We start from the raw sequence: 24,228 nt of genomic DNA on the forward strand, positions 1-24,228 counted from the left end.
CCCCGACCAGTGCCACAAGAGCACCTACCCCCTACGCACACTCCCAAGAACCTCCGCACCAACCGCAGCTGCAGAAAACTCGCGCCCAGAGAACTGCGACTGCGGGTCACCCCAGACACGGCACGACGGGCCACCATGGGTCCCGCCGCACCCATCACGGGCCCCTCCCCCGCTGGTGGGGACGACGGATCCCGACGAACGGCACCAGTGCAAGAGTCCGTCGCGCGTCAACCATCTGCCTCCGGACACCGGGGGCCGGACCACCCACAAGGAGCGCGGTGACAACGTCGCAGAAGGCCATCAGGGACAAGGCAGTGTGTTACATCATCGACGGCGAAGGATCCTGATCATCCGCCACACCGATCCAGCCCACGCCCTGGCGGGCATACAGGTACCCGCCGACGGCATCGAGCCGGGCGAGACCCCGCAGAGGGCGGCCTTGCGCGAGGCGCACCAGGAAACCGGCCTGGCCGGGTTGAAGGTCGTGCGGAGGCTGGGCGAGTTCTCCTGCGACATGATCCCGTACCGCTACGAGATCCAGCGGTGCCACGTCTTCCACCTGGAACCGACGACGCCCACCCCGGAGCGGTGGAACTGTCACGAAGACCAGCGCGGCACGCAGCCGACGATTCCGTGGGAGTGCTCCTGGATCCCGCTGAAGGACGCGCACGTTCTTTCGGGCGGCCAGGGCTCCTCGATCGGCATGCTGTTCGATTGAGCGGGTGCGGCTACCGTTCACCCGGCACGGTGAACCGTGCCGGGTCGCCACGCACGGAGCGGAACGCAACCCGGTGTGCGGTCAGAGCGTTAGCAGGTGATCGACTTGGTGGGGCCGGTCCTGCTGTCGGTATTCTCCCCGTCCAGCCACACCCGCCAGGTGTAAGTACCACTGCACCCGGCCGGCAGGGAAATGTTGCCGGAGCTGTCGCCGCTGGCGTTCCAGCCGTCGTTGTTCGCGGTGAACCAGATCCCCAGGACCTTGCGCTGAATCTTGATCTCCATGTAGCCACAGCCGCTCCCGGTCCAGGCGCCGTACCCGGTGACCTGGCCGCCGCCCGTCTTCAGCACATTGCCGGCCGTCACGCTGCAGGAGGCCGCGGCAGCCGGTGACCCTCCCGCGAGGAGGAGCCCCCCGGCCATGACACCACCGAGCACAGCGGACACCGCCCTGTTCCTGAAAGTACGCACAGTAATTCCCCCTACGGACAGTGTGGTGATCGGCAGAGAGCAAGCCGACGTCGCAACACACGCTCCGTCGCCGAAGCTCAGGTGGCAGTCTGCAGACCTTCCGGCCCAGGGTGTACCTGCAACCTTTCAGGTTGCGTCGGACACCGTCACCACCGGCCAGACCCAAAGGGCCTCATTCCGCATACGGATGGCTTCTGCGATCACCGTCAGGCTCACGCCCAACGACGCTTGGTTGTCCCTTCGGTACCGTCCGCACGCCCGCGGCACATGCGATCAGATAGCGGACCGGCTTCGTCATCCACGGAGTCCACATCGTGCCGCCAGCGCACACAACTGCCCTGCCGACTTCGGGATTGCTCCCACGAGCGCCCTTGACCAGTTTCACCGGGTCGGGGGCCTTCCGCTTCCTCGTTTCGGCTACTGATCTTCCCTGCAGGGATGATGTTTGCCCAGGTCAGAGTGTTGGATCCGGTTGGGCCCGGGGGTGTCGCGGGGGTTCGGGGAGCGGAATGACTCCTCGAAGGCTTCCCGTTCCGCTTGGGGAGCGGGCCGTCAGCCGTGCAGGGCGGCCACCGCGGTGGAGAGCGCCTGCACGATGGTCACGACGGATGCCACCGCGCCGACGGCCAGGCCGAGGTCTTCGAGGTTCTCCGTCATTCGGCGTTGATCAGGGTTCGTGCTGTCGAGTTCCTCGCCGATGCGAGCGGCTGTCCGTCGGGCAAGGTCGGGGCTACTGAGTTCTGCGGTGTGCTCGTCCAGCGCGGCGGTCAGCTCGGCCAGTTTCGCTTGGGCCGTGGCCAGGTGGTGGTCGATGTCATGAGAAGTACCGCCGACATGGACTTGCCGTTGGTCTCTGCCGACCCGCCCGGTGTTGATCTGGTTGCCACTACCGGTGACGTGTACGCCGCCCGGGTCCGGCCGTCCTCGCCAGTTGCCCATGGTCATCCCTTCGCCGTCGTGTCGTCTGCCGGTTTCGCCTGTGTCTGATCGCCGTGCACAGTGCCTGTGTTCACCTGGTTGTGGTCGCCGTTGATGAAGACCTTGGTGACGAACTGCTCTGCCTGGCGCCGGAATTCGCCGGTGGAGACGCCATGGTCGTCGAGGAACGCGCTGACCGTGCTGAACATGCGCGACTGGAGGATGGAGATGTGCCGGGCCGCGTCCTCGGCCTGGTGCATGTCCTCGGGCTCGACGAGTGCGCAGTGCTCGCGGAGGCTGACCGGGGTGCCGTCGACTCGGGGCTTCTCGTCCGCGTCCAGCGCCTTGGCGACCTGCTGGCGTACGGCGTGCCCGAAGACGCCGGGTAGGACGCTAATCAGTACGCGCAAAAGGATGCCGTACGACCTGTGGGCCAGGGCGATCGTGTCGCCGAGGGCATGGACCGGCATGAGCGCGATCTTGCGCGCGAGTGTCCAACCTCGGACAGTTTCGGCGCGTACCTCCTTGCGCAGGGAGGCGAGCACGTGCGGGCGGGTCACGAAGTGCAGTGTCTTGCCTTCCAGGGCCGCATGCGCGAACACCGTGACGACAGTCTGACCTTCCCAGTCGACGACCTGGGCTGCCAGGTAGCGCCGGGAGAGATGCCCGGAAGGGGCTTGTCGACCTTCGGCGATCATCTCGCCGGCCTCGGGCCAGGTCGCCCGTTCGGGTGCTGTGGAACTCTCGGCTCGCAGGCCCAACTGCGGGCGGTCGGGGACGCGCGGGAGGCTCTGCCAGCGAGCCTGTGGCACGGCGAGCGTCTCAAAGACGTCGCAGTGGGGCAGGGCGTGGGTCTCGACGAGGGTGCCGCTGAGGCGTTCCAGTTCGTCGCGCACTTTGTCGAGCAGTTCGTCGGATTCGAACTTGCGGATTCCCTCCCTGCCACCGCCAGCCTTCGCGGCACCATCACTGCCTTCGCCTTCGCCCGCATCGTCGGTCGCGCGGCGGGCCGGGGTGAGCTGGATGCGTGGTCCGCCCGATCGCCAGGGGTCGAGGCCGGCTCCCACGAACCGATGCCACCCTGTTGCTTCCTTCAGGTACGGAGTGCTCTGCCAGAGTTCTGTCGTTTCGCATTCGGCGACCTTGGTGGCGGCGCGAGGGGCCAACCGGGGGCGCCGCGCGATGTGTTCGCGTGCCGGGCGCAGAGAGAGGGCGTATCCCAGGGCGATCCACCCGTCCAAGGCGTAGAGAGCGGTGAGTAGAAGTGTCAGCCACACGCCGGCCGACACGGCGTCTTGCACGGCGAACGAGACGGCGCCTGAGTACTCCTTCAGCTTGGTCCAGGCAAGAAGGGCGACGGCGGCCGTCACGGCCATGGGCACCAAGGCACTGAGGCCCCAGCGGACCAGGGCACTGAAGCGGCCGGCGACAACGAAGACGTGGTACAGCACTGACATGGCCGCAAGGGTCCCGGTGCCCCATGGGTGGCGCGCGGTGACCAGGGCGATCGCGCTCGTGAGCAGCAGCCCACGTATCCGCTGCTGGCGGCGGGCCGCAACCGCGTGCGTCAGTACCGGGGCCAGGCTGAAGCCGAACGACGGGACTGGGCGTTTACGCGCGTTGAGCACGTTCTCCAGGCTCCAGGCAGCGAGCTGTTCACCGACGACGTCGGGCAGCTGCCGTATCTCGCGTTCCCGCCGCCCGAGCGTGCGGTCTTGCCAGCGGCCGAGCAGATCACGCGCCTGGCCGATGCGGTTGACGCGCTCATGCATGATGCCTGCGAGCTGGCGTGTGACCGCGTTCGTGCCGGGAGTCTCGTCGCGCTTGCTGTAGGTGATGCGCCAGGGCCTATGGCTATCTGAGGCATTCGCCTCGTGTGGGTCCACCTGCAGGGGGATACCAGGCCGAGGGTCCGAAAAACCATGCCTCCCCCTGCCGTTGAGAGACGAACCTTCCTGCGACGGAATCCGCCACCGCAGCAGGGACACGCGCCACCTCCCCCGAGACGTTCACTCCTGCGCGGGCACATCCTGCCCGGGTTGGGCAGGGGTAACCAGGGGTGCTCGTGGTGGGCAACGTTGTGGGCCATGTCCTGGCCGGATGCGTTCAGCGAGTGGAGAGGTGGATCGGCTGACTGGCGTGCATGATCGCGCTGTTGTCGTGAAGGTCTGAGTTCGGCGATGTTGGCTTGATCCAGCTCCGGTGGATGTCCTGTTCGCTCCCGGAACAGTAGTTCAATCGGGCTGGGTGAATGTTCCACGCGACGCATGCGATATCCATGGCTGGACAGGCTTCCCACGCCCGTCAGGTTGCATCGGAGGACCGTGGTGAGCTTGTTGAACAGTATTGTCTGGCCCCGACGTTCACGCTCACAGGGAGTGGACGACTCGGCGTCCGCCGATACGGGCGGCACGGGGCCGGATTCGCCCCCTACCGTGTCATCCGGAACCGTCACCGTTCGGCGCGTGGGCGATCGTCGGGTCACTGTGGTCGTTCGTATGCGCAAGGACCCGGTCGAGGAGGCGCTGGTACGAGCTCGGTTCGAGGAGGCCCAGTGGGTGGTGCGGCCGCTCGACGATAACAACGACACCAACGAGGCCGGTGGCAGCGCTGAGGTGCGCTATCGCCTGGACGTGTGGCTCGCCGGGGCCAGGTGGGGAGCGCGCGCGGAGGCCGAGCGGCAAGTGCGGGCGCTGACCGCGGACCGTCCCGACGTGGAGGTGGAGCAGTCGGGTCTCGCTCCTCAAGACCGAGAGGACGAGGCCACCAGTGTCTGGCACATGTACCGAGAACCGGAATGGAGCGGAAGCACTCTGCGCGGCCGGTTTGCGAGGCTGTGGGTTGCGATTGGCCGCGCAGACGTGCACCGAACAGTCCGGCTGGTGGGCAAGGGCAGTAGGCCAGAGGCCGAGGCGGCACTGAAGCGGAGCGCTGTGTGCGGTGTTCCGTTCGTCGAAGGAGAGCACGGGGCACGGCCAGGAGTCGGGCCGGCCATGGACTCGACAGACGCGGACCGAGACCAGTGGTGGCATGGTCGATCAGGGCGGGTTGCTTGTGGAGCTCTGGGTCTGGCCCTGGTCGTGTACGGCTGGTCGGCGCACGCGGTTCCGTGGCCTTGGCGTGGTCTCCTCGTGCTGCCCCTGGCCGCGGTCGCCTGGGTGCTGGGCCGATGGGTGACGGGAGGTGCACAGCCACCCCGGCTGGTGCAGTTCGGCGCCGGGGCTCTGGCGGTGACTGCTCTGGCGGTCGCAGGATACATGGAAGCCGGTGTCGGCTCACGCGGCCCTGTTGGCCTCCTGGGCACCGTCATCCTGGTGCCGCTCATCTGGCTCGTGGCGCGCGGAACTTGGCATGCCTGGAGGCTGAGTCGACTGGCGAGGCACGCTGTCGCGCTGGCACCCGTTCTGGTGCTGCCGCTGCCCTGGGTGCTGCCGTTCGCGGGTCACTTCCTGCAGGCCGGATACCTCAATGATGGCTTCGATATTCCGGTGGACGCCGTTTCCGTCGATCCTGTCTGGACCTACGGGATCGCGGTGAAGCCGGTCTTCTTCGCTGCCTGTGTTCTGTTCGTGTGCCTCGCCATGATGGGCTGGGCCCGGTACTTCTACTGGAACGGCGGCGGGAAGGCACTGAACGTGGCGATGGCGATCACCATCGCCGCCGTCTACCTGCTCACGATCGTGTCCACCAGCCTCGACCACGTGTCATCGGTGGCGACCCGTGCGGCCCATGCGGCGGTCAAGGGCGAGGACCCGGCTCCGTACTTCGGACTGGACGGCACGCTCGTCTGCGTCAGGCCCGTCGTCGACCGGCCGGCCGTGGAGAACGGCCCCCTCCCGGTGGGGCACCGGGTGCTCGCTTTCGAACGCTCAGGCGACGATCTTTGGCTCTGGGACCCCGAGCGGGAAGCCTCCGCAGGGGGCCCGCTGCCTGCTCTGCGGGTCAGAGCGGAGCAGGTGAGGACGTGGGTACCCGTCGGCTCCCGCTCCTGCGGTTGGGGCGACGGGCGGTGAGTGGCCCCTCTGCTGGGCCTCCTATCAGGTAAGCAGACTCGACCCATGACGCTGCCCGCGCGGAGATGCCGCGTGCGGCGGAGCGCAGGACACCGTGGTCAGCCTGCTCAGCACGGACGTGGGAACGAGGGGAGCGCTCGAAGGCGCGGGCGACCGCTCGACTCTAGCCTCGCCAGCGTGCAGCGTTCAGTGGCACGGTGGAAGAGCGCTACGACACCCATCCTGCCAGGCGAGCGCGATAGGCGACTCCGCCACCATTCGGCACAGCGACGACCAACCGACCGCATACACCCCAAAGCCGCAACTCCACCGACCCTCCCAAGAGCACGACTGCTCGCAGATGGAGACCTCAGCGTCTTCGTACGCACGCCCCGGTATCGGGTGCAGCGGCCCTGGCTATTCCTGTCCCCCTTCCTACAAGATCGCAGCATGCGCATTCTCCTGCTTGGTGGAACCTGGTTCCTGGGCAAGGCAGTCGCCCGCGATGCCTTGGCGACAGGCCACGTGGTAACGGTATTCAACCGTGGCCTCAGTGCCCCCGATGTCCAAGGAACACAGGCGGTTCGCGGCGATCGCACCAGGGTCGATGACCTCGACCGGCTTGCTCGTCAGGGGCCTTGGGACCTGGTCGTCGACACATCGGCTTCGGAGATGTCTCCGCGCCAGGTCCTCACCAGCGCTCGTGCCCTCGAGCCGGTGGCCAGACAGTACGTGTACGTCTCTACGGTTAACGCATATACCGGGTGGCCCAAGGAACCGCTCACTGAGGAGAGCCCGGTTTACGGCGCTCCGTCCGATGCGGACCGGGACTATGGCGATGGGATGGGGGTCACGGTCCACTACGGCATGCAAAAGGCCGGATGCGAGCGCGCGATCCGTGAGACCTTCGGTGAGCAGCGCATCACAATCCTACGGCCCGGCGTGATCCTGGGGCCGGGTGAATACGTCGGCCGTCTGCCGTGGTGGCTGAACCGCTGCGCGAAAGGCGGCGACATTCTCGCGCCCGGATCTCCCGAGCAGCCGATCCAGCCCATCGATGTGCGAGATGTCGCCCGCTTCGCCATCACCGCTCCGACTGGCGCCTTCAACGTGGCCGCTCCACAGGACCTCTGCACAATGAACGACTTGCTCCTGTCCTGCCTGACCGCGACCAGAGGGGATGGCCGACTCGTCTACGCCGCAGACGAAGTACTCACCGCCCATGGGGTGAGGGAGTGGACCGAACTGCCTTTGTGGCGTACGAGTCCCGGTACGTGGGCGGTAGACACGCGGCATGCCCAGGCAGCCGGGCTCGTCTGCCGGCCCTTGGCCGAGACAGTGGTGGACACCTGGGCATGGATGCAGACGGGTAAGGGGCCGGTGCTGCACCCGCGGTGGGACCAGCACGGCATCACGCCTGCCAAGGAGCGGGAGATCCTTGCGGTGCTCGGCTAGCTCTCGATCGCCAGGTGCGTTCCCGGTAGCGGATGGGCGGCCGCCAGGGCCACAAAGTCTTCAATCTGTTCACCGAGTTCACGTCCAAGGTGGGCGTGTGCCGCCCCAGAACGAGCCAGTTGCATGCGCAGCTGGCTCACCCGCTCGACCAGACCGATCGTGCGCCACTCGGACGCTGTCTGCAGAACTGGCGCCAACGCCTCATCCACACCGTCGAGTTCGCCGCGGAGGAGCCGAGCTCGCGCCAGGTCGACAGTGACCTGCATTTGTACGGGCCGGTCCGGGTTCGCCTCGTCGCGCAGAAGTGCGAGTGCATGAACGGCCGATTCCTCGGCTCGCTGTGAGTCCCCGAGGACCAGGTAGGTGGTGGCGTGGGACATCGCCGCGCGGGCGGGGCCGAAGGAGAACTCCCCGCCGACGTCATGCAGCTCGTCGCGCATGCCTGCACCGGGTTCCTGCGCGGCTTGTATGGCGCGCTGGGCCTCGACCGGACTGTCCAGATGGGCATGCGCCCGGGCTTCGATCGCGTGGAGCCGTACGCGGCCCATGTCCCCTATGCCACCGAAGGTCTTGGCTGTCTCCAGGTAGCGCAGTGCGGCGGTGGGACGGCGGTCCCAGTAGGCGAGGTAGGCCAGGATGCCGTTGGCGTAGGCCTGTAGCGGTCCGTGCTCGATGGTCTCGCCGTACATCGCTGACGTCCGCGCGAACTGCACCGCCGCCCCCAACGCCGCAAGATCGAACGAGGCCACGGAGAGCAACGAGGTCACCATCCCCGCGGCCGTATACAACCGCTCCTTCTGGCGGGGGCGTTGAGTGCGCTCCAGCTTCTCCTGAATGTCTCGGAGCAAGGAGGTGGCAGCATGGAATGCCGTGCTCGGGGCGGTGGTCTCGTAGGCGACGGCCAAGGCGCGCACGTCATCGTCGATCTGATCGAGCGTCATTTCGGGCAGGTGGGCGGAGGCTGCATTCCCTGCGTGGGCAGCAGCGTCGCGAGCAGTCATGGCTATGTCGCTTTCATTCAGCGCGGGTTGCGAGGTGACCACTGCTGGTGGAGGACCGAGGAGGTCACGTACGGTCCATCCCGGGAACATTCGCTCCAGGATGCGCGGAGCAGGTCCGTTGGGCAGGCCCTTGGCCTTCCCGCCGGTCCATCTCCGCCATGTCGGCTCGGAAACGTCTGCGGTACGGCAATCATCAGCGTCCGATTCGTTGGCGAGCGCCCGCCCGATGCGCCGGTACTCCTTCGCGGCTTCGGCATACGGCCATCCTCGCGACCGGACGAGGGCTTGGAGCAGGGTCTTAGGTACCTCCTGCTGTGCCATGTCCACCCTCCATCTGCCTGGTTCCCAACAGCCGGTCAGCAACGTGACTATCGCCCCCATAGCGTGCCGGGGAACCGCCTGCGGCGCAGGTGATACCTACGTGATTCCCCGCCTCCTTTTGTGAGGCGTGGGTGATACCTCCATCGCCTGGTGTGGGCCGATCCCGGTGACGAGGCTTGCGGCCAGCAAGCAGAAGCCATCGATCGAGGGGGCGCAATGAGCGCCACATTGTCACAGCACAGGCGAACCCGGGTGGGCGTGAACTCGGCCAGGAAAGCACCCATCACCGTAGTCCAGCAGTTCGGGAACCTGCACGTCCCCATCGGCTCTTCTCCCCAGCCGTTGGCTCTGTGTACGACCAACCACGAGCGGGAGCCACACATGAGCTTCTTCGCTGGCAGAGCCAGCATCGCCTCTGGAATGAACTTGGCGGCCCTTGGACAGAGTCGGCGTAGCTTGGGCGGAGTACGCACCCAGCGATACCTTGCGGATTCCCCACCTGCCTTGCCGTCACCAGTCACTGTGTCGGTCCCGCGTGAGAACAAGCAGGTACCCGTCGTCCGCCGGATCGGGGCCGCCTGGCTCCGGCAGGTCTGCGGGATGCCGGAGGATCGCGTCGAGACGGCTCTTGTCGTACTCTCCGAGCTGCTCACGAACGCCGTCGTGCACGGCGCGGGTCCCTCCGTGGGCTATCGCAGCTGGTCCCCACAGCAAGGCCTGGTCCAGATCGAGATCGATGACGGAACCGCGATGGCCACACCGCAACCCGCGCAAGCGCAGCCATGGGACGAGTCCGGCCGCGGCCTGTTCCTCGTCCGCGTGCTCGTCCAGGAGCTGGGTGGTGACTGGGGATTCAACGCAACCGGCACCACCGCCTGGTGTCGTCTGTCCATCCACAGCGCCCCTACCGAGGGCGGGCGGGGAGATTCGTGAGCGCGTTGGTGATCGAGGCGCCACCCGCTGAAGCCCCTGCGGGCACGAAGATCGCCGTCTACGCCTGCCTTCCCAGCTCAGAGTTTCGAGACTCTGCACTGCGCGGCGTGTTCGGACTTGCCAGTCGATCCGGCTGGGTGCCGGCCGGGACATTCATCGACATCGCAGAGTTCGCTTCTCCAGCTACTGACCGGCTGGAACGAACCAAGGCTCTCGAACTGGTGGCGCGCGGTGGAGCGAGCGGCATTGTGGTGCCCGTCTACGCAATGCTGTTCTTCCACCCCGGGGAGCACGCTGAGATCGTTGCGTGGCAGCAGGAGACCGGGGCGTGGGTGTCGAGCCCGTGGAACACCGCCGTTGTGGCCGAGCGATTGGGCGTCGCCCGGTTACGTCAGGCCGGGGCCGTGTCATGACGGGCGACCGTCGTGTTCACGGACTGCGGATACAGCGCCTGCCCCGGCTGCGGTGGATTCTGCGTCATCCCGTGAAGTGTCTGTCCGCCTACGGCTTTGGTCGATTCCAGTTGATGCTGTTGCCGGTGGTGGCCTGCGGTTTTGCCTGTCTCGTCGTGCGGTGCGCCGGCGTGAACACCTGATCTTTGTCCCTTCTTCGTGATCGCCTGGCACGGCCGGGCAGGAAGTCCTCACAGATGTCACAGATTGAGACTGAATCGGCCGACGCGGCTGCAGCGCGTGAGGAGATGGTGCTGCGCCTACGCAAGCAGGGTGTCCTCACCCCTGCGATCGAGAACGCCATGCGAGCTGTGCCACGTGCGGTGTTCGCCCCCGGCGTTCTTCTCGCCGAGGTCTACAGTCCGGACGACGCGGTGGTCACCAAGCGCGACGGGCACGGCATGGCTACCAGTTCCGTGTCCGCGCCCTGGTTGCAGGCCGTGATGCTGCGACAGGCCGGCATCCGCAGCGGCATGCGGGTCCTGGAGATCGGGTCCGGCGGCTACAACGCGGCGTTGATGAAGGAACTCGTCGGCCCTGGTGGTGAGGTGACGAGCGTGGACATCGATCCGTTCGTCACCACGCGCGCCCGCCGCTTTCTCACTCAGGCCGGCTACGGCAGCGTCAACGTCGTCCTCGGTGATGGCGCGCTCGGCGCAGGCCAGTACCTGCCCGAGGGCGGCTGGGACGCCATTGTGGTCACCGTCGGCGCGTGGGACATCTCCCCCGGCCTGGTCCATCAACTCGCGCCCGAGGGGCGTCTGGTGGTGCCTTTGCGGATCAACGGGTTCACCCGCTCCATCGGCTTCACATGGTCGGAGGGGCACCTGGTCAGCGAGTCGATGGAGGAGTGCGGATTCGTGCCCATGACCGGCCTGGACCAGCACGACAAACGGCTCCTGCTCCTGCACGGGGAGGAGGTCGGGCTCTGCTTCGACGAGCGCGAGGTGGCCGACCCGGCCCGGCTGACCGGTGCGCTGGAAGGCGCGAAGACCCGGGAGTGGACCGGTGTGAGTGTCGCTCCTACGGAGTCGTTCGGCACCCTGCAGATGCACCTGGCCACCACGCAACCGGGCTTCGCGACCCTGTCGGTGGACGGGGACACGGATGCCGATCTGGTCGCCCCGCTCAACCGGCGGGCCACCCCCGCTGTGGTCCGCGATCGTTCCTTTGCCTATCTGACCAAGCGCCGTGCCGGTGATCTCGTCGAGTTCGGTGTGATCGGGCACGGGCCGGACGGGCCCTCCCTGACCGACGCGCTGGCCGCCGCGGTCAGGGAATGGGACAGCGCTTACCGCCACCGCACGCTTCATGTCCGTGCCTACGCCATGGGCACCCCTGACGAGCAGCTCCCACCCGGGGAGCCGGTGCTCGACAAGCGGCGCAGCCGCCTCACCTTCTCCTGGACCTGAGCGAACAACCAGGAGGAGACAGCAAGATGCAGAAACTGATGGTCCCCGAGACGGCGCTGAGTGTCGTCGACGAGTTTGCGCTCGACGTGGTGGTCGTGCAGGCCTGTGCGCCGGTGCCGGGCCTGCTGGTGAGCACGGACGACGGCTGCGGTTCGTCGTGCGACAAGGTCTGCGCCAGCGCGGTGAGCAACCCGGCCTGACGGCAAGGGCTCCCCGCACCGCTCCGATATGGGGCTTGCGACTGCCGGGCAGCGGGTGATCGTTCTCCCCGCTGCCCGGCTGCATCTTCCCGCGATCGCGATCTTGGAGGGACGCTCGACATGCCGGCGCCCGATCGGCATTTCCGGCACTGTGCAGCGGCTCTGCTGCGGCCACCACGCACGAGGTTGGCGACACCCCGTTCGCCTGCACCTGCACCTGCACCCGCACCTGCACCTGCACCTGCACCTGCACGGCGGTGTGCCGGAGGACTGGTGTGCCCAGAAGGAATGCGGCAAGATCCAGGCCGAGTTCGGGCTGCGTCGACTCAAGTCCGTTGACCTGAGCGCGCCCAAGATACCCACCGGCACCGAGCGGGGCCAAAGCCGAGCACCTGGGCCGGGACAAGACTACGCGGGAGTGGCTGCGCGAGCAGGCGTACGCGGTCGCCGCCGTACCCAGCATCAACGACTACTTCACCGTGCTCGGCTCGCTGGGCATCCAGGTCAAGCCCCGCATCAGCGAAAAGACCGGCGAAGTGGACGGCTACCGCCTGGCCGCACCAGGCGACACCATCTTCTTCGGCGGCCCCAAGGTCGCCCCGGACCTGCCCTACAACCTTGCCGAACGCCTCCCCATCCAGGAGTTGGCCGGCCGACCCCAGGAGGTGGCGGACACGGCCGACTCGTGACGCCGCACGGAATCCGCCGAGCGCACAGCCCCTACGTTGCTCGGTTTACACAGGGCGCTTCAGGCGGCCCGCTCTGCCGGGTGGACGGCCGCTGCCCAGTCCCGCACTGCCTCAAGATGCTCGGGCAACAGGCCGATGCGAGGGTCGGGCTGAACCAACAGGGTTGGAAGCCTACGAGCGACGCGTGCGGTCGCCCAGGCGTGGTCGAGACCGGTGAAGTCATCGTCGATCCACGCGACCGGCGCGTCGCCGAGCCACGCGTCGACGTGATCGCGTTTCCAGAGGTAGCCGTTGGGGTGGCTGGTGGTGATGTTGGGACGGGGCAGGTCGATGTACGGGAAGGTAGGGAGGCCGAGAAGAGGGCCGATCAGCGTGGTGGCGTCGCGGCGCCAGCTGGTGCACCACATGGGGCCGACCAGGCTCGTGCGGATGAGGTCGGTGAGCATCGGTCCGTGTGCCGGGTTCAGCCACACCGGGACGGGAGCGTCAGGCGGGCGACTGGCAGGCACGACGTCGTAGCGGACGTGGCTGGACGGAGTGACCCCGTCCGCCTTGGGAAACGGTATGAGGACACCGTCGATGTCGATCAGCAGGTGGGGCAGGCGCATGGGTTCCTCCGTCTCAGGCGAGGTGCGGGTCAGAGCTTGCGCGCGGTGATCAGGAGCGTGGTTGGCCACGGACCGTGACGCGGGTCGTGAAAGTCCTGGGCGGAGGTGAGCCAGAGGCCGGCGCGCGAGAGGTGCTGTTCCCAGCGCCGGGCATCGAACTCCCAGCGAACCAAGGGGAGTCGGGTGCGGTCGGGGAGGGTGATGTGGTCGCGACGGGGCCGGTCGTCGATGGCCGGTCGTCGTCCGCCGCGTTGAGGGTGAGGGACGGAGAAGGCGAGAGTGTGGCCGGGTTTGAGGCGGGCGGCGACAGCAGGCAGGAGGAGGTTCGGCGGAACGAGGCCGATGGCGCCGAAGACCGAATAGATCGCGTCGAAGTGTTCGTCGGTCGCCTGGAGGTAGTGGAGGGCGTGACCGGCGGCGAAGGTGAGACCGGAGAGGCGGCCGTAGTGGGTGCGGGCTCGGCGGATCTGGATGCCGACGAGGTCGACGCCGGTGACGCGGGGGCCGCGGCGGGTGGCGAGGTGGGCGGCGTTGTGGCCTGGGCCGCAGCCGAGTTCGAGGATGCGGCGGTGGGCGAGGTCGGTGCCGAGGATCTCCGCGCCGGGGCCGAGACCCGGGCGGGTGGTCCACTCCATCCGGGCGGGGACGGGGAGAGGCTCGGCGGGCACGGCGGCGGTGCGTTGCAGGGCGTGGACGTGCCAGGGAGAGGGCGCTGGTGCCGTGGGCATCTAGACCTCCAGCAGACGGAGGACGTCAGTGAGATGGCGGCGTACCACCTTGATGTACGCCGGGTCGGTGGCGGGGTCGTTGATCCAACGGATCGCCTGCTCCATGAACCACTCCACGCTCCAGATGCGCTGCCACCCCAACGCCCATTGCTCAGGCGGGAGTTCACCACGCCGAGCGAGAGCATCAGGCGAGCCGCCCGCAGCCACGTACCGCTCGATGAAGACGCGCAGACGGACGGGATCGGGGTTCTCGACGGTGCCATGCCAGCTGGCCAGGTCGAGTAGGCCGGGGCCGGTGAAGGCGCGGGCGAAGTCGAGCAGGCGCCAGGTGTTGCCGTGACCGATGTGGAGGCTGGTGGGGTGGAACTCGGAGTGCACCCAGCCGAACGGGGCGAGGTTGGCGCCGGTCGCGCGGTGCGGGGCTGCGCGGGCGAGGAGTTCGAGGGCCTGCTCGATGTCGTCGGTGTCTTCGGCTGCCCAGCGGTCGGCTTTGCGCAGGGCGCGGAGGTGGTCGAGGGCGCGGGCCGGAAGGGTACGCAGCCGCTCCTCGTCGATGAGGGAGAGTGCCGGTGCGGTGCGGGCGCCGTGCACGACAACCGCTGCAGCCGCGCCGTCGAGGTCATCAGCCTCACGCACCGCGAGGCCAAGATCTTCGAGGAGCATGCCGAGCCGGCCGTCGCGTACGGCGGAGGCGTACACCTTGGGCACGGGGATGCCGAGGGTGTGCGCGAGGCGCAGGGCCTGGTCCTCGCTGTCGAAGGGGCGCTTGGCGTACTTGAAGATCGCGGTGGTGCGGTCGGGGAAGGTGACGCGTTCGACGCCGGACATCGACCACACCCGCACCACTTCGCGGGTGGGGAGGGGTCGGCCTGTGGCGGTGCACAGGTTGTGGAGGAGTTCGGCGGTGAGGGACTCGTCCATGGGGAGTGCTCCTGGATTTCCTGTACGGGGATGAAGGCGTCCGGGGCGGGAGGGGTGGCGCGGTGGCATCCCGCCCCGGAGCCTCGTCGAAGGGCTACGCGGCCGGGTTGCCGGTCACGCGGTGGGAGTAGATCTGCTGGATCCACCCGGCCTTGAACTGGGCGAGGTCGTCACGGAAGTTGGCCATCGACGCACCGTAGGGCGCGACGACGCCGCCGGTCTGGTCCGGGACGGACTGGCAGCCGTGGACCAGGCGTCCACCGAGGGCGGCGTGGGCCTTGATGGACTCGATGCGGCGGTACTCGTTGAACCAGCCGCCGTGGTAGACCTCGTCGAGCAGGCCACCCATGTCCTCGTCGAGGTCGAAGACGACGGAGGTGGCGGCGGGGAAGAACCAGCACGGGCCGACGTTGGAGATGTGCCCGTCCAGCTCGACCTTGTTCAGTGCCATCAGCGTGGCCGCCTCGCGCAGCATCCGCAGGTGCTCGGCGGTGATCTGCGGCAGACCGAGCGAGGCGAGGTGCTCCTCGCGGAACAGGTAGGCGTACACCTCGTACGCCGTGGCCAGGACGTGTGCGGCGTCCGAGGTGGAGCGGGCGTGCTCCTTGATGAAGTCGAGCGCGAGCTGCTCGACCGTGCTCTCGGTCGTCTCGTCCACGTCCAGGAGCTGCTCCTTGACCAGCTCCCAGTCGGCGACGAGCCAGGTGCTGGACTCGAAGCGGAAGAAGTACTCGGCGGGGTCGATGGTGATGCGCCGGCCGTCGACCTGGACGCCGGGCAGGCGGCTCCAGCGCTCGTCGAACGCCTCGGGCAGTACGACCGTGATGGCCGCGGTATCGATGGTGGTCACGGTGTCTCCGTTTCTCATCGGCCGGGTTCGGACACAGGAATGCCCGAACCCGTAGCGGGCGTACGGAACTTGGGGCCGCCCGGACCAGGAAGGGGGAGCCTTGATCACGGTCGATCGGAACCTGGAACCGTTCCGGGCGGCTGATGATTAGTGAACCGGTCGTCACGCACAGTGGGTACGGTGTGAGGCGGCGGAAGCGGTATACGCGGTTTACAGCTCCTGATCGGGGGAGGTCGTGCCAACGCCCAACCAGCCCAACTCACGTCTGCGTGACGTGATCTCTGCCGGTGGCTGCACCTTCGACGCCCTAGCGAAGGACGTGCGCCGCATCGCCGCTGAGAACGGCGAGGTCCTCCAGACCAACAAGTCTGCGATCTCCCACTGGGTCAACGGCGCACGCGAGCCGAGCGGCCGTATGGGCCAGTACCTGGCCGAAGCCCTGTCCCGTCGTCTGGCACGCACGGTCACACCCACGGAGATCGGCTTGCGCGGCCAAGAGGAGACGCCGACCGCCACCGCGAACCCTGATCCAGTCGTCGCCGCAACGGAGCTGGGCCGCGCCGACGTCGACCGGCGACGCTTCCTGGCGATCGCCGCCTTCACCACCGCCGGGGTCGCAATGCCGCTCACCTACGACCACGAGGCGACCTCCCGCATGCTCCGCGCCCGCACCGGGGGAGTCTTGGTCGGAGCCGAGGATGTCGACGTCGTACGCCACATCACCACGGCGTTCAGCTCCGCCGACGAACGCCTCGGCGGAGGGCACGGCCTGACCACCGTCACCGCCTACCTCGCTGACACCGCAGCTCCCATGCTTCGCGCCCGCTTCCCGAACGAAGCCTTACGCCAGGCAGCCTTCGGCGCGGTCGCCGAACTCGCCTACCTGGCAGGCTGGAAGCACCACGACCTCGGCCAGGAAGGCGCCGCCCAGCGCTACTACCAGGTCGGCTACCAACTCGCCTGCGAAGCCGACCCGAACGGCCACGCCGCCTGGATGATGCGCGCCCTCGCCCACCAGGCCCTCAGCCTCAAGCAGCCCCACCACTGCGTCGACCTCGTCGAAGGCGCGCTCACCTGCGGACTCGGCCGTGTCGATGGCCAGACCGAAGCACTCCTCCACATCACCCACGCTCGCGCGTACGCCGCCACCGGCGAGAAGCCCTCTGCCGCCCGCGCCCTCCTCGCTGCCGAGGACGCACTCCTCCGCGAGGACGGACCGCAGCCCAGCTACTCCCGCGTCAGCGGTCCAGCGGCCGGCACCGTTGCCAGCCACACCGCCCGCACCCTCACCGACCTCGCCGACCACCCCGGCACGGAGGTCCAGCACCGAGCCGCACTCACCCGCTGGGACCCGGTCCAGTACAAGCGCGTCCACGCCCTCACCTACGCCGACCTGGGCGACAGCCTCGCGGCCCAGGCACGCGCCGACGAGGCAATCGCCGCGTGGTCCCAGTCCCTGACCTTGATGGAAGGCATGACATCCGACCGCACCCGCAAGGCCATCTCGTCCCTGCGCTCGCCCCTCGCGATCTACCAGCGCCGCAAGGTGCCAGGCGCGGCCGAACTTGCTCGCCGAGCTCGTGAGGCGCTCGCCTAACATGCCCAACAACCAGGCCGACGAAGGGAACCCCGTGGCTGAGCCGACGACCGATGCCCGCCCCCAAGACCTCAAGCCCGCTCTCGAATCCATGACCCTGCTGGTCGCGGCCGTCATCGTCCACGACAAGGCCACCAACCGCGTCGTGCTGCTGCAGCGCAGCGAGAACGCCAAGTTCGCCCAGGGCATGTGGGATCTCCCTGTCGGCAAGAGCGAACCGGGAGAGCCGATCACACAAACCGCGGTGCGCGAGTTGTACGAGGAGACAGGCCTGGTCGTGAAGCCGGAGGCGTTGAAAGTCGCCCACATCATTCACGGGGCGTGGGGAGTTGAGGCCCCGAACGGCTTCCTCACAGTCGTCTTCGCGGCGCACGAGTGGTCCGGCGAGCCGGAGAACCGGGAGCCGCGGAAGCACGCTCAGGTGCGGTGGATGGATGCGCATGACATCCCGGAGCAGTTCGTGGCCACTACAAACAGCGCTCTCCACCTCTACCTCGCGGACGGGACGCAGGTTTCCCTCGACGGCTGGCAGTGAGCCTGTCGCATAATCAACAGCGCTCTACAGAACAGGGCGTCGGATCGGCGTTGTCAGAGGTCCCTGCCACAGTTCGCCTGTGGACATTGACGCCTTCTGGAACCTGATCGAAGAGTGCCGGCGGCAGGGGCGAGGCCGTGACGAGCGAGCCCAGTGGCTCCTCGAGGTCTTGTCATGCCAACCGCAAGCGGAGATTGTGCAGTTCCAGACCCGTCTGGATGAGGTCACGCACCAAGCCTTCACTTGGGAGCTGTGGGCAGCAGCTGACCGGATCTTCGGCGGCTGGTGCTCGGACGACGGGTTCTGCTACTTCGGCTTGTGGATGGTCGGGCTGGGAAGACGGGCCCTCGCCCGGGCTGTCGTGGATCCTGATTCTCTGGCCGATGCCCCTGAGATCCAGCGTCTGGCAGGTCGCCCCCGCCGGCTGTGGAACGACGACTGGCCCGAGTGGGAAGAACTCGACTACATCGCCCTGGAGGCGCACGGCCTCCAGGCAGGTACCGCCGGGGACTGCGGCGAAGCATTCCATGCGGCGGTCGACAAGGAGCAGGGCGCAAGAAGGCATGGCGTGGATCCTGCCGGTGAACGGTGGGACGTGCGCTGTGAGGACGAATCGGCGCGCGGGTTGCCGCACCTGAGCTCGATGTTCCCGCTTCTCACCTGACGGGCCGTGCGTGGTTGGCCGCGCGCCTCCTCCAGCCGGAGGGTCCCCTCTCGAGGCAACGCGGGCGGGGGACCGTTCCACGCACCCGCGGCGTGCCGATGGATCCGCCGCGCCGGGCCGGCTCCCGGAAGCCGTCGCGAAGCGGTACTCGGCAGCTTGCATCCCGGCTGTGATCACACGTGTTCTTGGTAGACCTTGATTTCCCGGGGATGGAGGCGGCGGACGGTTGTCCAGACGTCCTGGCGGCCAAGGCCGTCGGCCCAGTGGTCGAGTTCGTCGTCCGTGTCGTGGAAGAACCAGGACTCGAAGTGCCCTAGCGTCCGAAGTTGTGGGGTCAGCTCGTAGAGAAGTTCACAGTGGAGCTGCCTGTAGTGATCGTGTTCGCCGGAGGCGTCGTTGATTTCGAACTGCCGGACCAGGTCCAGCGTGAAGACGGGTGGTCCCTCGAAAGCGTAGGTTCCGTACTGGAAGAGAAGGCCGTCAGCGTCGGGCGTGTCCGCAGTGTCATAGCGTTGGGAGCCAAAGCGTATGAATCTGAGCCACACCTCGTAGGCATCCAACTCGGCGAGGGGCTGCGGTCCGCGGCATAGCTCGTCATGAAGCCGCTCCCGTGCCTGGTCTATGGGCCGTCTGCTCGGCATACCTGTCCTTCGCGGTCCCGACGGAATCGGACGTCTCACGGCGATCCTCTCAGCCCGCCACGCTCGCCGACGTGACCAGGGCTGGCTGCCGAGGCCTCGAAGGGGCTGGCCCAAGACCTGGGCCATCAAGCCGTCACCCCGCAACCTGGAGCGCACAGGAGCAGCTCTGGCGCGGGCCGGGTTCAGGTGATGGTGGCGCCGAGTGCCACGCCGATGGCAGTGCCCAGCAGCAGGGGTGGTCCGAACGGCAGTGGTGTGGAGCCGGTGGCCTTGTGCCGGGCCAGCAGGATGAGGCCGTGCACGGCGGCGATGACGTAGCCGGCCAAGATCCCGAGCAGGAGGACGTGCCAGCCGTACCAGCCGAGCATCGCGCCCAGGGCGGGGGCGAGTTTGACGTCGCCGAACCCCATCGCTTTCGGGCTGGCTAGGAAGATCAGGAAGAAGGCGCAGCCCAGCACCAGGGCCGCCCATGCGGCGCGCGGCCAGGAGCCGGCGGATCCGGGCAGCAGGCTGGCCGCGCCGAGGAGCAGGAGGGTGGCTGCGGTCAGCGGCAGGGTCAGCCGGTCGGGGAGCCGGTGTGCGCGGGCGTCCACGAGGGCCAGGAGTATGGCCGGCGGGGTGAGTAGCAGCCAGGCCAGGAGTTCGGGGTGCAGGCCGGTGGCGGCGGCGAGCAGGGCGCAGATGAGGGCGGTCAGGGCAGGAACGGTCGTCCGGGTGCGGACGGCGGCGTCGGCGGGGTTGGGACAGCGGGGGCTGGTGAGCCAGCCGCGTGTTCCTGCGGGCAGTGGATGTCCGGCGGGGCAGGTGTCGCGCCAGGGGGTGTCGGCGGGTACGGCCATGCGGTAGGCGGCGGGCAGGATGAGCCGGCCCGCGATGGCTCCCCATGCGGCTGCTGCCACGACCGTCCACCCCATCGCTGGCCTCTCCCCTGGCTGTTGATGTGCCCTCATTGTGGTTCACGAGCGGCCTGCTGATGGTTTTGGGGTGGTGGTGCGGCACTGGGGGCAGAGTTCGCCGGGGGCACCGACGGGACGCCCGCACAGGCCGTCCTGGCCCGGGCACTCCGGGCGCGGCGCGATCGGTCCGGCTTCGGGGGTGTAGGCGTGCTCGATGCTGTCTGCATCGTCTGCGGGGGCTGGTGCTTCGCGTTCGGTGCGGGAGCGGTCGGCCGTGGCGGCCAGGCGCGCGAGGTGTCGTAGCCGAGCGGCGACCAGTGCGGCCAGCGAGTGGGTGCGCTGCCCGGGCGGCGGGTAGGGGCGGCCGATCAGAGCTTCGCGCAGGTGTTCGCGGCTGACTCCGCCCTCGAGCAGCCGGCCGGCGAGCGGCGCCTGGTCGGCGAGTGTGGTGCCGGTCGCCAACGCCGCATGCAGCTCCGGGTGATGACGGGCAATCGACAGCAGGACCCTCGCGCCCCGGGCGGCCGTCGCGCGGTCCGTCCCGTGCGTGTCGTGTGTGTTGTTTGTGCGTTCGTGGGTGCCGGGCGGGGATGGAGGGAGGGGGTTGGTGTTCTGCTGATTGGTCTTCTTGAAGTACTTGTTCTTCTTAGGGGTCGGATTTACCTGCGTAGGTTCAGCCTGCGCAGGTAAATCCGACTTAGGCTGTGACCTGCGCGTTTGCGGGTACTCGTCCAGGGACTCCTGTTCTGGCGTAGGGCGTGAGGTGCCAGAGCGGGCCCCGGTCGCCGCGGCGTTCTCCGGTGGGGTGCCGGCGCCCTGCTGGGGTGGCGTCCAGGGGGCCTTTGCGGTGATCTCGATGCCGTCCGGCATGTCGGTCAGGTCGTAGCGCGTCTCCTTCAGGCGGCCCTGGGGGTCGCGTTCGCGTACCCGGTGGAGATAGCCGTGTTCCTCCAGTTCCCGCAGTGCCGCTGTCAACGCGTCGCGCCCTTCTGGGCCGTTGCGCAGCAGCGTGGCGAGCGAGACGCCGAACCCGGCGCAGTGGCTGAGGAGTTCGACGAGCAGCCCGCGGGCTCGCCGCGACAGCCGCCGGTCCCGCACCGCCTGGTTGAACACCGTCGTGTAATGGGCGCCCAGCACATCGCGCGCCATCGTTCCGCGCCGAATCAGCCCGCCCGGATCCCGCCCGTCTGCGCTCACGTGACCCCTCCTGCATCCGGCAACAGATCGTTGGCCATGAGCCGGATTGGATCGGACGGGGCGTACCGGTCCGCGTACCGATTCCCCGGTCCGCGATCACGGTTCCATCACAGTGCGTCACCGGCCGTCAGGGCGTGCACCGGTACGTCGACCGGAACGCGTTCCCCGCGGCCGGGTGCCTGCGCAGTGCGCACCGGGTGCGCAGCAACCGGCAGGCGCCTCCTATACACCGCCCTGTCCACGACTGCGCAGTTGTCCAGGATCGCAGTTGCGCAGCATCCGACGGGTGCCTGCCGGCCTCTCGTCAGGAGGTGCGCCGTGTGGCTGCGCACCGCCCCGCTTGCCGTGGTGCGCAGCTGTGTTGCGCAGCACCCGGGGTGCTCTGCAGCGGTAACTGCGCAGCCCCGGGCACCGGTATGCGTTCGGATCTCCCACGCGTCCCGGCGGCCGCGCCCGAACGCCCACAACAGGCCAGCAGGACAGCAGTCCTAGGAGGTGATGGCTCTGCCTGCCTGTCGGCCGGTACGCGTTTGCGGGGCGCCGCAAACGCGTACCGGCCTACGTACCGAAAGGCGTACCGGTCGCCGCTCCGCGCAGGTCACCGGCCTATCGACCGTGCGCGCGGCCGGCGTGGCCAGGGTGCCGCGGTGGGCACCGGTACGCGTGGGGACCTGCTCTCGAAGCCGACCGGTACGCGTTTGAGGTACCCCCGAAGGATGCGTACCGGTGCCCGGCGCCGGGGCCGGTACGCGGATGCGTCTCATGGGCTGCGCAGTCCACGGCTGCAGGTGCTGCGCAGATGGTGAACGGACCGTCAGAGGAGCTGCGCACTCGCGCCGGCAGGGGTGCGCAGCGGCCTGGGCCGGCGCGAGTGCGCAGTCGGGAGGTGCTTCGTCGGGGCGCTGCGCAGCCGCACTGCGCACCTCGTCTCCCGCCCACTGCGCAGTGCGCCGCCAGCTCCTGCGCACCGCCCCGGTGCGGGGCAGACAGCAGGTGCGCAGCCCGGCACCGCCCGGCCGCACGGTCCCTGGCCGGGGCGATCGCCGGCCGCAGCCCGCGCTCTGCGCCGCCGGAGCTGGGCACCCTGCGTGACGGCGTGCCGGTGCTGCTGAGGGCACGGCTGGTGGCCGAGCGCCGGCCTCTTCACGCGTGCCGGTGGATCGGTTAGCGCAGGCGTCGGTGAGGGAGGCAAAGCCGCTCGGACGGCGGTGACCGTGTGATGCGGCGCCGACCGGTACGCGTTTGGGGCGGGCGCCACCGAACGCGTACCGGTGGGCGTACCGGTCTCATCGTGACCCATTCGCAACCGCAGACCCCTCGAATCGGTACGCGGACCGGTACGCCCTGCCGAGTTGGCTCATCGCATCCACCACACCCCCACGTCTGGGAGTTCACTGATGCCAGCACCCTCTGTCGAGGCGCCGCCGACCGCCGCCGGTGTCGACCTGCACCGCACCCGCCGCAACGTGCGGTGGGGGCGGGCCGGTGTGTGGGCCTGCCTGCTGGCCGGTCCCGCCGCCCTCGCCCTGGCCCTCACCACGCCGACCGCGCCCCGCGTCGCCCAGGCTGCCCCGGCGCCGTCGCAGCGTCCGTCTGCCGCGACGGCGCCGGCCGATCCGTCCGGCTATGTCGTCGAGTTCGTCGATGCCTGGCTTCGCTCGGCTGCCGACGCCCCGGACAGCGTGGCCGCGGTGCGGGCGCTACGGCTGGCTCCCGGCGTGCTGCTGCCCGCGCCGGCCGATGCGGCGAAGGCGCCGCAGCGGGTGACCGCGGTGCGCAGCGTGCAGCGTGCGGGCGGCCGGTGGTCGGTGACGGTGGCCGCCCAGTACACGGATGCGGTGCGCTACTTCGCCGTGCCGGTGACCGTTTCGGCCTCCGGTGACGCGGTCACGGTGACCGGGGTGCCCGCGCTGGTGGCCGCGCCCTTGTCGGCGAAGGCGGCGGCCTCCGGTTACCCGGTCGATGTGACCGGCGGCCCGTTGGTGGACACGGTCGAGGACTTCCTGTCCGCCTACCTCGCCGGCGGCGGCGAGGTCGACCGCTACCTCGCTCCGAACACGTCGCTCGCGACGGTGGATCCGGCGGTCGCCGATCGGGTCGATGTCGATGTGGTTACTGCCCGCGAGGAGAGTGCGGCCGGCGAGCAGGTGCCGGGCGCCGGCACCCGGGTGCACGTCCAGGCGGCCGCGACCGCACGGACCGTCTTGGGCAGGTGGCCGCTGTCCTATGAGCTCACCCTCGTCTCCCGCGGCGGCCGGTGGGAGATCGCCGCGCTCACCTCGGGTGGAGGCGAGCCGCAGTGAACACCGTGCAGCAGGTGGTGCTCGCCGGTCAGCTGGACGATCTCGGCAACGGCTGGATCGACATGTTCAAGGGCTGGGCGGATGCCGGTCTCAAGGTCGCGCTGGCCTGCATCGTCCTGTACGTCCTGGTCACCCGGTTCAGTTTGAAGGCCGGGGTCGGTGCGCTGCTGCTGATGGTCCTTGCGCTGGGTATCTACAACGCCCGGGAGCAGCTGGCGGACAAGGTCGAGGACGAGGTCAACAACCCCGCCAAGGGCGCCGCCCAGCCGCATGTGCCCGATCGCTCTGCCGAACTGGCGCCCGGTGTCCGGGTGCCCGCGCTCCGGGGTGCGGCGTGAGCCCGGGCAGCGAGCCGGTGCGCACGGCCCGCTTCTATACGACGGCCCGTCGTCTGCCGTGGGTGATCGGGAAGTTCGCCGACTGGAAGATCCCGCTGGGCCCGTTCAACGCGGTGCAGGTCGCGCTGATGTCGCTCGGCGGCCTGGTGCTGGTGAAGACCTCTTCGTACTGGTGGTCGCTCGCGGGCCCGGTGCCCGTCGTCGCGTGGGCCGTCGCCATCTTCGTGTGCCGTCGCCACAAGGTCGCCGGCCGCACGCCGGTCGGTGCCGCGCTCGGTGTCATCTCGCGGGTCATCCAGCCGGCGGGCGGCCGTATCGGTGGCCGGGCCGCGCGGGATGGGCGTGCGCAGCCACTCCGCGGCACCTTCACCCTCCAGCCCCTGGGCCTG

The 24,228-nt window shown here is 68.6% G+C and carries 23 protein-coding genes and 2 pseudogenes; 14 read left to right on the forward strand and 11 right to left on the reverse strand.

Features of this window, described 5'->3' with window-relative positions; all coding sequences use genetic code 11:
• The first annotated feature begins 175 nt into the window (after positions 1–175).
• The gene (locus tag M4J07_RS25220; RefSeq protein ID WP_255975290.1) at positions 176–718 is read left to right on the forward strand and encodes an NUDIX domain-containing protein; all 543 of its coding nucleotides are present in this window, start codon (positions 176–178) and stop codon (positions 716–718) included.
• A gap of 89 nt (positions 719–807) precedes the next feature.
• Here the strand turns inward: M4J07_RS25220 and M4J07_RS25225 are convergent, their stop codons facing one another.
• The 3 genes from M4J07_RS25225 to M4J07_RS25235 form a co-directional block, all read right to left on the reverse strand.
• Entirely contained in the window at positions 808–1,164 is a 357-nt protein-coding gene (locus tag M4J07_RS25225) for a hypothetical protein (RefSeq protein ID WP_255975291.1), read from the reverse strand.
• Positions 1,165–1,740: 576 nt separating this feature from the next.
• Positions 1,741–2,133: a hypothetical protein gene (locus tag M4J07_RS25230; protein WP_255975292.1), complete on the reverse strand. Its 393-nt coding sequence runs from the start codon at positions 2,131–2,133 to the stop codon at positions 1,741–1,743.
• On the reverse strand, positions 2,130–3,992 hold the full coding sequence (locus tag M4J07_RS25235; RefSeq protein WP_255975293.1) for a hypothetical protein: 1,863 nt from the start codon (positions 3,990–3,992) through the stop codon (positions 2,130–2,132). Before M4J07_RS25235 ends, M4J07_RS25230 begins: the two co-directional genes overlap by 4 nt.
• A 612-nt stretch (positions 3,993–4,604) precedes the next feature.
• On the opposite strand from M4J07_RS25235, the gene M4J07_RS25240 reads away from it, so the two are divergent.
• Both M4J07_RS25240 and M4J07_RS25245 read left to right on the forward strand, forming a co-directional pair.
• Positions 4,605–6,119, forward strand: a complete 1,515-nt coding sequence (locus tag M4J07_RS25240; protein ID WP_255975294.1) for a hypothetical protein — start codon at positions 4,605–4,607, stop codon at positions 6,117–6,119.
• Positions 6,120–6,548: 429 nt separating this feature from the next.
• On the forward strand, positions 6,549–7,553 hold the full coding sequence (locus M4J07_RS25245) for an NAD-dependent epimerase/dehydratase family protein (protein WP_255975295.1): 1,005 nt from the start codon (positions 6,549–6,551) through the stop codon (positions 7,551–7,553).
• Here M4J07_RS25245 and M4J07_RS25250 read toward each other — a convergent pair.
• On the reverse strand, positions 7,550–8,875 hold the full coding sequence (locus M4J07_RS25250; protein ID WP_255975296.1) for a hypothetical protein: 1,326 nt from the start codon (positions 8,873–8,875) through the stop codon (positions 7,550–7,552). The two genes, M4J07_RS25245 and M4J07_RS25250, sit on opposite strands and share 4 nt — an antisense overlap.
• A 420-nt stretch (positions 8,876–9,295) precedes the next feature.
• Here M4J07_RS25250 and M4J07_RS25255 point away from each other — a divergent pair, with 420 nt between their 5' ends.
• From M4J07_RS25255 to M4J07_RS25275, 5 genes and pseudogenes are all read left to right on the forward strand, one after another.
• Positions 9,296–9,808 carry an ATP-binding protein gene (locus M4J07_RS25255; protein ID WP_255975312.1) on the forward strand — a complete coding sequence of 171 codons (513 nt, stop codon included), beginning with the start codon at positions 9,296–9,298 and terminating at the stop codon, positions 9,806–9,808.
• Complete coding sequence (locus tag M4J07_RS25260; protein ID WP_255975297.1) at positions 9,805–10,221, forward strand: hypothetical protein; 417 nt, start codon at positions 9,805–9,807, stop codon at positions 10,219–10,221. Before M4J07_RS25255 ends, M4J07_RS25260 begins: the two co-directional genes overlap by 4 nt.
• Positions 10,222–10,406: 185 nt before the next feature.
• Entirely contained in the window at positions 10,407–11,672 is a 1,266-nt protein-coding gene (gene fxlM, locus M4J07_RS25265; RefSeq protein ID WP_255975298.1) for a methyltransferase, FxLD system, read from the forward strand.
• Between the two features lie 26 nt (positions 11,673–11,698).
• Complete coding sequence (locus M4J07_RS25270; RefSeq protein WP_255975299.1) at positions 11,699–11,872, forward strand: FxLD family lanthipeptide; 174 nt, start codon at positions 11,699–11,701, stop codon at positions 11,870–11,872.
• A 277-nt stretch (positions 11,873–12,149) separates the two neighbouring features.
• A pseudogene (locus M4J07_RS25275) lies at positions 12,150–12,555 on the forward strand (relaxase/mobilization nuclease domain-containing protein); the annotation flags it as partial.
• Positions 12,556–12,620: 65 nt separating this feature from the next.
• Here the strand turns inward: M4J07_RS25275 and M4J07_RS25280 are convergent.
• From M4J07_RS25280 to M4J07_RS25295, 4 genes are all read right to left on the reverse strand, one after another.
• Positions 12,621–13,169, reverse strand: coding sequence for an HAD domain-containing protein (locus M4J07_RS25280; protein ID WP_255975300.1), 549 nt, complete (start codon positions 13,167–13,169; stop codon positions 12,621–12,623).
• A 29-nt stretch (positions 13,170–13,198) separates the two neighbouring features.
• Positions 13,199–13,897, reverse strand: a complete 699-nt coding sequence (locus M4J07_RS25285; RefSeq protein ID WP_255975301.1) for a class I SAM-dependent methyltransferase — start codon at positions 13,895–13,897, stop codon at positions 13,199–13,201.
• Positions 13,898–14,818, reverse strand: coding sequence for a phosphotransferase (locus tag M4J07_RS25290; RefSeq protein ID WP_255975302.1), 921 nt, complete (start codon positions 14,816–14,818; stop codon positions 13,898–13,900).
• A 94-nt stretch (positions 14,819–14,912) separates the two neighbouring features.
• Entirely contained in the window at positions 14,913–15,668 is a 756-nt protein-coding gene (locus M4J07_RS25295; RefSeq protein WP_255975303.1) for a hypothetical protein, read from the reverse strand.
• 235 nt (positions 15,669–15,903) lie between these two features.
• On the opposite strand from M4J07_RS25295, the gene M4J07_RS25300 reads away from it, so the two are divergent.
• The 3 genes from M4J07_RS25300 (at position 15,904) to M4J07_RS25310 (ending at position 18,464) form a co-directional block, all read left to right on the forward strand.
• Positions 15,904–17,265, forward strand: coding sequence for a tetratricopeptide repeat protein (locus M4J07_RS25300; RefSeq protein ID WP_255975304.1), 1,362 nt, complete (start codon positions 15,904–15,906; stop codon positions 17,263–17,265).
• Position 17,266: 1 nt separating this feature from the next.
• Positions 17,267–17,800 (forward strand): NUDIX domain-containing protein, encoded by a 534-nt coding sequence (locus tag M4J07_RS25305; protein ID WP_255975305.1) that lies wholly within the window; start codon positions 17,267–17,269, stop codon positions 17,798–17,800.
• Between the two features lie 79 nt (positions 17,801–17,879).
• Positions 17,880–18,464 carry a DUF4240 domain-containing protein gene (locus tag M4J07_RS25310; protein WP_255975306.1) on the forward strand — a complete coding sequence of 195 codons (585 nt, stop codon included), beginning with the start codon at positions 17,880–17,882 and terminating at the stop codon, positions 18,462–18,464.
• Between the two features lie 173 nt (positions 18,465–18,637).
• On the opposite strand, the gene M4J07_RS25315 is transcribed toward M4J07_RS25310, so the two are convergent.
• From M4J07_RS25315 to M4J07_RS25325, 3 genes are all read right to left on the reverse strand, one after another.
• On the reverse strand, positions 18,638–19,024 hold the full coding sequence (locus M4J07_RS25315; RefSeq protein ID WP_255975307.1) for a hypothetical protein: 387 nt from the start codon (positions 19,022–19,024) through the stop codon (positions 18,638–18,640).
• A 263-nt stretch (positions 19,025–19,287) separates the two neighbouring features.
• Positions 19,288–20,004, reverse strand: coding sequence for an A24 family peptidase (locus tag M4J07_RS25320; RefSeq protein WP_308284771.1), 717 nt, complete (start codon positions 20,002–20,004; stop codon positions 19,288–19,290).
• 57 nt (positions 20,005–20,061) lie between these two features.
• Positions 20,062–21,198 carry a hypothetical protein gene (locus M4J07_RS25325; protein ID WP_255975309.1) on the reverse strand — a complete coding sequence of 379 codons (1,137 nt, stop codon included), beginning with the start codon at positions 21,196–21,198 and terminating at the stop codon, positions 20,062–20,064.
• A gap of 1,397 nt (positions 21,199–22,595) precedes the next feature.
• Between M4J07_RS25325 and M4J07_RS25330 the strand changes: the two genes are divergently transcribed.
• From M4J07_RS25330 to M4J07_RS25340, 3 genes and pseudogenes are all read left to right on the forward strand, one after another.
• Positions 22,596–23,501 (forward strand): conjugal transfer protein, encoded by a 906-nt coding sequence (locus M4J07_RS25330; RefSeq protein ID WP_255975310.1) that lies wholly within the window; start codon positions 22,596–22,598, stop codon positions 23,499–23,501.
• Positions 23,498–23,839 carry a hypothetical protein gene (locus M4J07_RS25335; protein WP_255975311.1) on the forward strand — a complete coding sequence of 114 codons (342 nt, stop codon included), beginning with the start codon at positions 23,498–23,500 and terminating at the stop codon, positions 23,837–23,839. The genes M4J07_RS25330 and M4J07_RS25335 overlap by 4 nt, the downstream gene beginning before the upstream one ends.
• Positions 23,836–24,228 (forward strand): annotated as a pseudogene (locus M4J07_RS25340) (hypothetical protein); the annotation flags it as partial. The gene M4J07_RS25335 and the pseudogene M4J07_RS25340, both read left to right, overlap by 4 nt.

Source organism: Streptomyces longispororuber (genome assembly GCF_024448165.1).
GTDB lineage: Bacteria > Actinomycetota > Actinomycetes > Streptomycetales > Streptomycetaceae > Streptomyces > Streptomyces longispororuber_A.

Bases quoted from the DNA above. Each gene is read 5' to 3' on its own strand.
- M4J07_RS25255 (WP_255975312.1), top strand. From the start codon at position 9,296: ATGAACTTGGCGGCCCTTGGACAGAGTCGGCGTAGCTTGGGCGGAGTA.
- M4J07_RS25305 (WP_255975305.1), top strand. From the start codon at position 17,267: ATGCCCAACAACCAGGCCGACGAAGGGAACCCCGTGGCTGAGCCGACG.
- M4J07_RS25280 (WP_255975300.1), bottom strand. From the start codon at position 13,169: ATGCGCCTGCCCCACCTGCTGATCGACATCGACGGTGTCCTCATACCG.
- M4J07_RS25290 (WP_255975302.1), bottom strand. From the start codon at position 14,818: ATGGACGAGTCCCTCACCGCCGAACTCCTCCACAACCTGTGCACCGCC.
- M4J07_RS25270 (WP_255975299.1), top strand. From the start codon at position 11,699: ATGCAGAAACTGATGGTCCCCGAGACGGCGCTGAGTGTCGTCGACGAG.
- M4J07_RS25230 (WP_255975292.1), bottom strand. From the start codon at position 2,133: ATGACCATGGGCAACTGGCGAGGACGGCCGGACCCGGGCGGCGTACAC.
- M4J07_RS25285 (WP_255975301.1), bottom strand. From the start codon at position 13,897: ATGCCCACGGCACCAGCGCCCTCTCCCTGGCACGTCCACGCCCTGCAA.
- M4J07_RS25245 (WP_255975295.1), top strand. From the start codon at position 6,549: ATGCGCATTCTCCTGCTTGGTGGAACCTGGTTCCTGGGCAAGGCAGTC.
- M4J07_RS25240 (WP_255975294.1), top strand. From the start codon at position 4,605: ATGCGCAAGGACCCGGTCGAGGAGGCGCTGGTACGAGCTCGGTTCGAG.
- M4J07_RS25330 (WP_255975310.1), top strand. From the start codon at position 22,596: ATGCCAGCACCCTCTGTCGAGGCGCCGCCGACCGCCGCCGGTGTCGAC.
- M4J07_RS25250 (WP_255975296.1), bottom strand. From the start codon at position 8,875: ATGGCACAGCAGGAGGTACCTAAGACCCTGCTCCAAGCCCTCGTCCGG.